The following is an 8,908-nucleotide window of genomic DNA, read 5'->3' as shown; positions in this document are numbered from 1 at the left end:
GATCCGGACCAGATCGCCGCCGCCGTCGTCGCCTTCAACAACACCCCGCGACAATGCCTGGACTTCCGCACCCCAGTTGAGGTCTTCTCCGAGCACCTGTTGCACTTCAAACGAGAATCCACCTCCCCGCGTTCGCGGGGATGACCGGAGTGGGCGCGTGGTCAGAACGCTAATCCTCCCCGTCTGGCCGTCCCCGCAGCGCCTTGACACCGCCGCGCTTCACCTTGCCCTCGATCCGCCGCAGCTTCGAGGCGAAGGTCGGCCGCGTCTTCTTGCGCGGCGGTGGTGGCGGCTCGGCGGCTTTGCGGATCAGGTCGAACAAACGCTCGAACGCCTCCTGGCGGTTCATTTCCTGCGAGCGGCGGGCCTGAGCCACGAGCACGATGACGCCCTCAAGGGTCAGGCGGCTGCCCGCCAGCTTCTCCAGCCGCGCCTGAACGTAGGGCGTCAGCGACGGCGAACCCCGCACATCAAACCTGAGCTCGATGGCGGTGGAGACCTTGTTGACATGCTGCCCCCCCGGCCCGGACGCGCGCACCGCGCGGACCTGGACCTCATCGTCGCCGAGCGTGATGTCGGGGGAAACCTCGATCATGGGGCCGATCTGCCATGTTTCGGCGCAGGTTGCGACGCCGTCTGAACAGCCCATGACGCGCCTTCCCTTGACCTTTGGGCAAAAAACCGCTGGAAAGCGCGCGCTTTGCTGACCCGCCATTGCGCGGGTCCCAGCCTTTGTGATCCTCCAGGAGTACGATCATGCGCGTTTACTATGACCGCGACGCCGACATTTCCCGCATCCTGGACAAGAAGATCGCCATCGTAGGCTATGGCTCGCAAGGGCGTGCCCATGCCCTCAACCTTCATGACTCCGGCGCGAAGAACGTGGCCGTGGCGCTGAAGCCCGGCTCGGCCACCGCCAAGAAGGTCGAAGCCGACGGCCTGAAGGTGATGAGCGTGGCCGACGCCGCCAAATGGGCCGACGTGCTGATGGTGCTGGCCCCCGACGAGCTGCAGCGCGGCATCTACAACGCCGAGATCGCACCCAACATCAAGGCGGGCACAGCTCTCCTGTTCGCCCATGGTCTGAACGTCCACTTCAACCTGATCGAACCGGCCGCCGGCATCGACGTGCTGATGGTCGCCCCCAAGGGCCCCGGTCACACCGTGCGCGGCGAGTACCAGAAGGGTGGCGGCGTGCCCTGCCTGATCGCCGTCCATCAGGACGCCACCGGCGGCGCCATGGATCTCGGCCTTGCCTATGCCTCGGCCATCGGCGGCGGCCGCTCGGGCATCATCGAGACCAACTTCCGCGAGGAATGCGAGACCGACCTGTTCGGCGAGCAGGCCGTGCTGTGCGGCGGCCTCGTGGAACTGATCCGCGCGGGCTTCGAGACCCTTGTCGAAGCCGGCTACGCGCCGGAAATGGCCTATTTCGAATGCCTGCATGAGGTGAAGCTGATCGTGGACCTGATCTACGAAGGCGGCATCGCCAACATGAACTACTCGATCTCCAACACCGCCGAGTACGGCGAGTACGTGACCGGCCCCCGCATCGTCACCGCCGACACCAAGGCCGAGATGAAGCGCGTGCTGGAGGACATCCAGTCCGGCCGTTTCGTGCGCGACTTCATGCAGGAAAACGCCGTCGGCGCGCCGTCCTTCAAGGCCACTCGCCGTCGCGGTTCGGAACACCAGATTGAGGAAGTCGGCCAGCGCCTGCGCGCCATGATGCCCTGGATCACCAAGAACGCCCTGGTGGATACGTCCCGGAACTGATCCGCGCAGCGGGTCATCCCTGAGAAAGCGGGAAACCGGATTTCGGGATGAAGCCTGGATGAAAGCCCGGGCTTCCTTCACGGTGGGAGGATGGGATTCACGTCGCCGACCCCGCGAACTGGCAGAAATCGGACCCGGCAAATCGTCTCGTGACCCCCTGCCTTTTGCCGGGCCTGGGTTTGCCTGCTGGCTGGCTGGCTGGCTGGCCGGTCTGGTCCAGGACGCCCCTCTTGACCGTGTCCTGTTAACGCAAAATTGTGGTTTTCTACCCTTGACTGTACTCGACGTCTCGACGGATCGTGACGTGTGGTTCAAGGGCGCGGGTCGCTGAGAATGGCTATGTCCTCCATCAACACAATCTCGGCCGCAGACGCTGCCTATGCGCTCAATGTGCGGGCGGGAACAACGGCCCAACGATCTACGGCTCGGGAGCCTGAAACCGCCCCGTCGACCGGTGCAGGCAGAGGCGCCGTCACGGTTGAGCTTTCCGCCGAAGCCAGGGCTGTGCTTGCCCAGCCACCTCAAACCATCGGCAACCGGTTTGCTCAATACTTCCCAAGGCGGGACGGGACGTCGGCAAATATGCTGTCGAATGGCGTGGAAGGTCCTGGCAGACAGGTCCTTTCCCAAGGTCTAAGCCTCGGCGAGGTGGCTTCAGCCGCACGCGCCAGTCTGGACGCGCAACATCAGGCCATGAAGGCTTCTGGCAAGCCGTTTGATGTCAACAGCTGGGAAGGTAAGGACATCTATACCCTGACAGCGGGTCTCGACCGCCGCGCGCTGAATGCCGTTGCGCAAAATGTCGGCGGCCAGTTTTCAAAGGACGAACAGACCAGTGCGCAGTGGGTCATGGATCAGCAACTCAGCCTGGCTACAGGGCTGTATAGCGGTCCAAGCAGCCTCGCGGGACGTTTCGTGGACGTATTTGGCAGTGACAACGTCGGACGCTTCAAGGCTGGCATGGCCTTCCTGGACTCCGTCAGCGATGAGGAAAAATCTACGTTGGCCTGGGCCGCCAAGCGCGCTGAACTGGAGCAGTCCTACAATTTGATCATAGACGATCCGAACCAGAACAGCGGCCATAGCCGCGAAGACGTCGAGAGTGACAGCCCGATCGTCAAGCTGCTCAGGCAGGCCATGGGCACCATCAGCCTTGAGCGCATGTCAGGCGGCCCTATTCGCACGGTCGATGACCTGAAAGCCCAGCCCTGGTTCAAGGGCTTCGAAGACCAGTTTGATGCGCTCTGGACGCCGCCCGCCTGGGAAAACCCGCCCCGGCCCGTCAACCTGAGGGCCTAGCGCAGATCGAGATCGGATCGTATCCATCCGGTCTCAAAACGTCTGATCGCCCTCATGGGGCTGGTGCAGGCCGTGGGCGGCAAACCGGTACCAGCCTTTGCCCCACCCGCTCTCGGCGCTCCTGTGATACGACTTGGTCCCGCGACCCCCGCGCAGGGGTACGCGCGCGGTTCTTTCGGGCGTCATTCGTCCAGGGGCGACGCAGGATCGGTCTTGCGCCGCCATCGGTTGGGCCTAAGTATCCGCACAGGCCCCGATGGGCCCTGGTCTGCCGCGATAGCGGGCCTTAGTGCACCTGAAGAGAGAACCCACTATGGAAATGCAGGCCATCCTGGAGCGCCAGAAAGCCGCCCACCTGCGCGACGGCGAGGCCTCGGCGGAGCTCAGGATCGAGCGGATCGACCGCTGCATCCGGCTGCTGCGCGAGAACCGCCGGGCCATCGAGGACGCCCTCAACACCGACTTCGGCGCCCGCTCGCGCGAGGCGACGGCCTTTACCGACATCGCCGGCTCCATCGGTCCGCTGCAGCATGCTCGCGATAATCTGCGCAAGTGGATGCGCACGGAAAAGCGCAAGCCAACACCTGCCATTCTCGGCCTGTTCGGCGCCAAGGCCGAGGTCCGCTACCAGCCAAAGGGCGTCGTGGGCGTGATCAGCCCCTGGAACTTCCCGGTGAACCTCACCTTCGCGCCCCTGGCCGGCATCCTGGCTGCGGGAAACCGGGCGATGATCAAGCCGTCCGAGTACACCCCCGTCACCTCCGAGCTGATGAAGACCATGCTGTCCGGCGCCTTCTCCGAGGAGGAGATTGCCGTGGTCACCGGCGGGCCGGAGATCGGCGAGGCGTTCTCGCACCTGGCCTTCGACCACCTGATCTTCACCGGCGCCACCTCGGTGGCCCGCCACGTGATGCGCGCGGCGGCCGAGAACCTGGTGCCCCTTACTCTGGAGCTTGGCGGAAAGAGCCCGGTGATCCTGGGCCGCTCCGCCGACATGCCCACCGCCGCTGCCCGGGTGATGAACGGCAAGACCCTCAACGCCGGTCAGATCTGCCTGGCGCCGGACTATGTGCTGGCGCCTCAGGATCAGGTTGAGGCCTTCGTCGCCGCTGCCCGTACCTCGGTCTCGACCATGTTCCCGACGATCAAGGACAATCCAGACTACACCGCCGTCGTCGCCCAGCGGCACTTTGACCGCATCACCGGCTACATCGACGACGCCCGCGCCAAGGGCGCCCGGGTGATCGAGCTGAAACCCGAGAGCGAGGATCTCTCTCAGCAGGAGCATCGCAAGATCGCGCCGACGCTGATCCTGGATCCCACCGACGACATGAAGGTGATGCAGGAAGAGATCTTCGGCCCCGTCCTGCCGGTCAAGGGCTACAACACCCTTGATGAGGCCATCGCCTATGTGAACGGCCGCGACCGTCCGCTGGGCCTCTACTACTTCGGCGCTGATGCCGCCGAGCAGGAGCGCGTGCTCACCCACACCACGGCCGGCGGCGTCACCATCAATGACGTGATCATGCACGTGGCCCAGGAAGAGCTTCCCTTCGGCGGCGTCGGCCCCTCCGGCATGGGCAGCTATCACGGCGCCGACGGCTTCCGCGAATTCAGCCACCGCAAGGCCGTCTTCACCCAGATGAAGAAGGACATTGGCCCCCTGAAAATGCTCCGCCCGCCCTATGGCGCGGGCATCAGGAAGTTCCTGGACGGGCAGATCAAGGGGTGAGGTGAGGGGCGCGGACCCGGTCCCCCCGTCACAACGGAGAGGGGGATCACGAAGTGATGGTGGGGGCGCTGCTGCCCCCCGACCTGCCTACTCGTCCGGCATCCGGCCCTTCTGCTTCATTCGCGCCTTGCCGGCCTTGCCGCGCGATGCCCAGAGTTTCTTGTGCTCCTGGGCCAGCAGAGGGTCCTGCCTCCGGCGATCATGTGCCAGCTCGGCCTGCAGCTTCTCGAAGCTGTAGAGCCGACCGGGATCCAGGTCGCCGGCGTCGATGGCCGCCTGGATGGCGCAGCCGGGCTCGTCGCCGTGGCTGCAGTCGCGGAACCGGCACTGGGTAGCCAACTCCTCGATGTCGGCGAAGGTGGCCGAGACCCCTTCGTCGGCGTCCCAAAGCCCCAGTTCGCGCATGCCCGGGGTGTCGAGGATCAGGGCGCCCGACGGCAGCAGGACCAGTTCGCGGTGGGTGGTGGTGTGGCGGCCGCGGTCGTCGGCGGCGCGTACTTCCCGCGTGGCCATCCGCTCCTCGCCCGCCAGCACGTTGAGCAGGGTGGACTTGCCCGCGCCCGACGAGCCCAGCAGCACCGCCGTTTGGCCGGGACGCAGCCAGGCATCGAGGGTTTCCAGTCCCTGGCCGGTCTTCGCGGAGATCGCCAGCACCGGGGCCCCGGAGGCGATGGCTTCGATCTCGGCGATGTCCTCGGCGAGGAATTCGGCGAGGTCGGCCTTGGTCAGCACGATCACCGGTCTGGCGCCGCTCTCATGCGTGGTCGCCAGATAGCGTTCCAGCCGACGCGGGTTGAGGTTGGCGTTCAGCGAGGCGACCAGGAAGGCCACGTCGACATTGGCCGCCACCACCTGGGCGCCGGCGCGGGGGCCCGACGCCTTGCGGATGAAGGCGGTCGAGCGCGGCAGCACGGCGTGGACCAGGGCGGTGGTCTCACCGGGCCGGGCCTCCAACGCCACCCAATCGCCGGCGGCGGGGCGAGAGATATCGGTGGCGGCCTTCATCAACGGCCCGGTCGCCCGGGCGTCGATCTCACCCAGCTCGGTGATCAGACGATAGCCGCCGCGTTGTTGCACGATAATCCTACCGGGCACGAGGCCCTGGGCGGCGTGCATGGCAAAGTCGTTCCGGAGCGTTTCGCTCCAGCCATAGGAGGTCAGCAATGGGATTGTCCTTGATGTCGAAAGCCGATCAGGCGTCGACGGCGGAGATCCCGGTTTGACGTGATCTCTTGCCTACGCGGCAGAAGCCGTGACGCAGCGAGGGGCTGCGGGCGCAATGGGCGACATGAAACATCCTCCTCTGCCGTGGCGTTCATCATGAACGATGGCTGACCTTGGCGGGTGGCGCTCCTTGCGTCAAGGTCGCGAACGCGGTCGCTCAGTGCCAGTTGATCGCCGCCTCACCGCGCAGGATCGCCTCGACCTCGGGCCGGTGTTTGTCGCCATTGCGATCGTGCAGTACGAGGGCTGGCAGCAACCTCAGCGGCGCCTTGCCAGTCTTGATCGCGCGCACCAGCACCCGTTTGGCCGGTTCATCTGCGAACGGATGGATGGGCAGGATCTGGATCCCGCCGCACTTCTCGCCCAGCAGCGCCAGGATGTCGGCCAACCGATCAGCGCGATGGACCAGGGTCAGGCTTCCGCCCTCGCGGACCCCCTTTGACATGAAACCGATCCAGGCCGCCAATCCATCATCAGCCATCCAGGCGGCGCGCTTTTCCGGCGACGGGCCACGCAGGCCTGCGCTGTCGTCGAAGAACGGCGGGTTGGTCATGGCGGCGTCAAACGGTTCGATACCCAAGGCGGAGAAGCGGATGGCAACATCGCCTTCGATCGCCTCAACGCGGTCCTGAAACCCGTTTAGCGCGATGTTCTCGTTCGCCAGCGACAGGGCGTCAGGGTCGCGTTCGACGCCGGTGAACCGAACCTCCGGACACCGCGAGGCCGCAGCAAGCAGGGCGCCGCCCGCCCCGCAACCGGCCTCCAGCACCCGCTGGCCTGGCCTGGCGTCACAGGCCGCTGCCAGCAAGGCGGCGTCCAGCCCGGCGCGATAACCGCGAACGGGCTGGCGCAACTGAACGCGACCGTCCAGCAGGTAGTCATTGGTGATGGCATCCATAACGGCAAGCCTTGGAGTCAGCGGGGGAGAGGCGTAAAGCCTTCGGATATTGACCGTGCCCTATCGCGTCCGCATTGTCCCGCCAAACGGCGGCTTTGGGGGCAGGCGGTCGGGTCGAAACAGGAAACCTTGCTTGGAAGCCGCCCAGGCCATTGCCGCACCGCCCTCGCTGGACCTGCTGCTCAAGCTCGCGGGCCCGGACATGCGCGCCGTTGACGGGCTGATCCGGCTGCACATGGATAGTCCCGTCCCTGTGATTCCGGCGCTGGCTGACCACCTGATCGCGGGCTCCGCCAAGCGGCTTCGGCCGCTGCTGACCATCGCAGCAGCCCGGCTGTGCGGCGCAAGGGACGATGCGTGCCTTAAACTGGCCGCCGCTGTCGAGTTTATCCACACGGCCACCCTGCTGCACGATGACGTGGTCGATTCCTCGCAGTTGCGTCGGGGACGGGTGGCTGCGCACCTGATCTGGGGCGCGCCGGCCAGCGTGCTGGTGGGAGACTTTCTGTTCGCCCGCGCCTTTGAGTTGATGGTGGACGCCGGTTCCATGTCGGCGCTGGAGATCCTGGCGCGCGCCAGTCGCGTAATCTCCGAAGGCGAGGTGCTGCAATTGACTCGCAGCCATGACCTGGATCTCAGCCAGGAGGTCTATCTGGAGATCATCAAGGCCAAGACCGCCGAACTCTTCGCCGCAGCCGCGGAGGCGGGCGCCGTCTCAGCCGGGGCCTCTCCGGAACAGCGCCGCGCCTTGCGCAAGTTCGGTCAGGATCTGGGACTGGCGTTCCAGCTGATCGACGACGCCCTCGACTATTCCGGCGAGGCCAAGACCCTCGGCAAGAACCCCGGCGACGACTTCCGTGAGGGCAAGGTCACCCTGCCGCTGCTGCTGGCCATGTCGCGAACGGCATCAAGCGAGCGCGACTTCTGGGTGCGCACCATCGACCGTCGCGAACAGGCGGATGGCGACCTGGAACGTGCCTGCGAGTTGATGCGCGAGACCCGCGCGCTCGATGAAACCTTGGCGCTGGCGGTGCGCTATGCCGAGAGCGCCAAGGCGGCGATCGCGGATTTCGGCTCCAATCCCTGGCGGCCGGCGATGCAGGACCTGGCCGATTTTGCGGTCATGCGCCGGGCCTAGGGCAGACAGCTTGAAGTGGATACCGGTTCAAGCGCCCGTCGTGCTCTAAACATATGAAAACGAGCCTGTTTATCCGATTCAGATGATTCCATCTGAACCGGACAGGCTCCTAGTCGGCAAACGGGTGCGGCAGCGGCCCGGAGCGGAACAGGATCACCGGGTTCTCGTCATAGTCGCCCAACTCGGTGTCGGCAGTGACCGAAAAGGCTACTACGGCGGGCCGAAGCGGTCCCAGCCGCTCGGCCTTGCGGCGCGCCTCCTCGGCGTTCTTGCAGCCCACCTGTTGCTCGGCCTTCAGCGACTTGCCGCGACCGGCCTTGTAAGACTGCACGATGTAGACGGTTTCCTTGGCCATGAACCTTCACGCGCCGGTTTGGCGGCGGGGTCAATGGGCGCGATGGCCGAACATGCTGACGGACTCAAATGAAGATTGAAATCCGTAGGTCGGGCGCCGCTCGCCAGATCAAGTGAGCGGAGGCAAGCACGAAGAGAAGGAAGGCTGCTTGGATGGCAACCATCCAAACCATACCCCCGAACGTCGCTACCACCCACGTGTTGTGGGCGACGTCCGAGATCATTATCGCCATCGTGGCGGCAACGCCGATCCGAGGTCGCAGATAAAGAAGCGCGGCGGCGAGGGGATCGAGAACCGTCAGCGAGTTCCAGAAGATGGCGCTCGCTATCGGTATGCCGTCGTACTCCCCGCCGTTCTTGACTAGGCTCAGGACTCATTGATCATAGCCAGAAGATGACGGTGGCAGCGAGAGCGATGGCGGACATGAAGGTGTGTGCGCATCGGTCGTATCGGGTGTGGATGCGCCGCCAGTCCTTGAGGCGTCCG

The 8,908-nt window shown here is 65.2% G+C and carries 8 protein-coding genes and 1 pseudogene; 4 read left to right on the top strand and 5 right to left on the bottom strand.

Features of this window, described 5'->3' with window-relative positions:
• Window positions 1–169 precede the first annotated feature (169 nt).
• Window positions 170–595 (bottom strand): alternative ribosome rescue aminoacyl-tRNA hydrolase ArfB, encoded by a 426-nt coding sequence (gene arfB, locus ACIQ3B_RS17305; RefSeq protein ID WP_397404785.1) that lies wholly within the window; start codon window positions 593–595, stop codon window positions 170–172.
• Window positions 596–756: 161 nt separating this feature from the next.
• On the opposite strand from arfB, the gene ilvC reads away from it, so the two are divergent.
• The 3 genes from ilvC (at window position 757) to ACIQ3B_RS17290 (ending at window position 4,807) form a co-directional block, all read left to right on the top strand.
• Window positions 757–1,776 carry a ketol-acid reductoisomerase gene (gene ilvC, locus ACIQ3B_RS17300; RefSeq protein ID WP_397404783.1) on the top strand — a complete coding sequence of 340 codons (1,020 nt, stop codon included), beginning with the start codon at window positions 757–759 and terminating at the stop codon, window positions 1,774–1,776.
• A gap of 339 nt (window positions 1,777–2,115) precedes the next feature.
• Window positions 2,116–3,075: a hypothetical protein gene (locus ACIQ3B_RS17295; RefSeq protein ID WP_397404781.1), complete on the top strand. Its 960-nt coding sequence runs from the start codon at window positions 2,116–2,118 to the stop codon at window positions 3,073–3,075.
• A gap of 313 nt (window positions 3,076–3,388) precedes the next feature.
• Window positions 3,389–4,807 (top strand): coniferyl aldehyde dehydrogenase, encoded by a 1,419-nt coding sequence (locus tag ACIQ3B_RS17290; protein WP_397404779.1) that lies wholly within the window; start codon window positions 3,389–3,391, stop codon window positions 4,805–4,807.
• 87 nt (window positions 4,808–4,894) lie between these two features.
• On the opposite strand, the gene rsgA is transcribed toward ACIQ3B_RS17290, so the two are convergent.
• Both rsgA and ACIQ3B_RS17280 read right to left on the bottom strand, forming a co-directional pair.
• The gene (gene rsgA, locus ACIQ3B_RS17285; protein ID WP_397404777.1) at window positions 4,895–5,971 is read right to left on the bottom strand and encodes a ribosome small subunit-dependent GTPase A; all 1,077 of its coding nucleotides are present in this window, start codon (window positions 5,969–5,971) and stop codon (window positions 4,895–4,897) included.
• Between the two features lie 217 nt (window positions 5,972–6,188).
• Window positions 6,189–6,929, bottom strand: coding sequence for a tRNA1(Val) (adenine(37)-N6)-methyltransferase (locus ACIQ3B_RS17280; protein WP_397404775.1), 741 nt, complete (start codon window positions 6,927–6,929; stop codon window positions 6,189–6,191).
• 169 nt (window positions 6,930–7,098) lie between these two features.
• Here ACIQ3B_RS17280 and ACIQ3B_RS17275 point away from each other — a divergent pair, with 169 nt between their 5' ends.
• A complete protein-coding gene (locus ACIQ3B_RS17275) occupies window positions 7,099–8,067 on the top strand; it encodes a polyprenyl synthetase family protein (protein WP_397404787.1) in 969 nt (322 codons plus the stop codon).
• 109 nt (window positions 8,068–8,176) lie between these two features.
• Here the strand turns inward: ACIQ3B_RS17275 and ACIQ3B_RS17270 are convergent, their stop codons facing one another.
• Both ACIQ3B_RS17270 and ACIQ3B_RS17265 read right to left on the bottom strand, forming a co-directional pair.
• Complete coding sequence (locus ACIQ3B_RS17270; protein WP_397404773.1) at window positions 8,177–8,422, bottom strand: hypothetical protein; 246 nt, start codon at window positions 8,420–8,422, stop codon at window positions 8,177–8,179.
• A 380-nt stretch (window positions 8,423–8,802) separates the two neighbouring features.
• Window positions 8,803–8,908, bottom strand: a pseudogene (locus tag ACIQ3B_RS17265) (IS5/IS1182 family transposase); the annotation flags it as partial.

The sequence above is a fragment of the Phenylobacterium sp. genome (assembly GCF_044358365.1).
GTDB lineage: Bacteria > Pseudomonadota > Alphaproteobacteria > Caulobacterales > Caulobacteraceae > Phenylobacterium.
This window is presented reverse-complemented; position numbering and strand designations above follow the sequence as displayed.

Coding starts and splice junctions, on each gene's coding strand:
- ACIQ3B_RS17295 (WP_397404781.1), top strand. CDS start 2,116: ATGTCCTCCATCAACACAATCTCGGCCGCAGACGCTGCCTATGCGCTC.
- ACIQ3B_RS17280 (WP_397404775.1), bottom strand. CDS start 6,929: ATGGATGCCATCACCAATGACTACCTGCTGGACGGTCGCGTTCAGTTG.
- arfB (WP_397404785.1), bottom strand. CDS start 595: ATGATCGAGGTTTCCCCCGACATCACGCTCGGCGACGATGAGGTCCAG.
- ACIQ3B_RS17270 (WP_397404773.1), bottom strand. CDS start 8,422: ATGGCCAAGGAAACCGTCTACATCGTGCAGTCTTACAAGGCCGGTCGC.
- ilvC (WP_397404783.1), top strand. CDS start 757: ATGCGCGTTTACTATGACCGCGACGCCGACATTTCCCGCATCCTGGAC.
- ACIQ3B_RS17290 (WP_397404779.1), top strand. CDS start 3,389: ATGGAAATGCAGGCCATCCTGGAGCGCCAGAAAGCCGCCCACCTGCGC.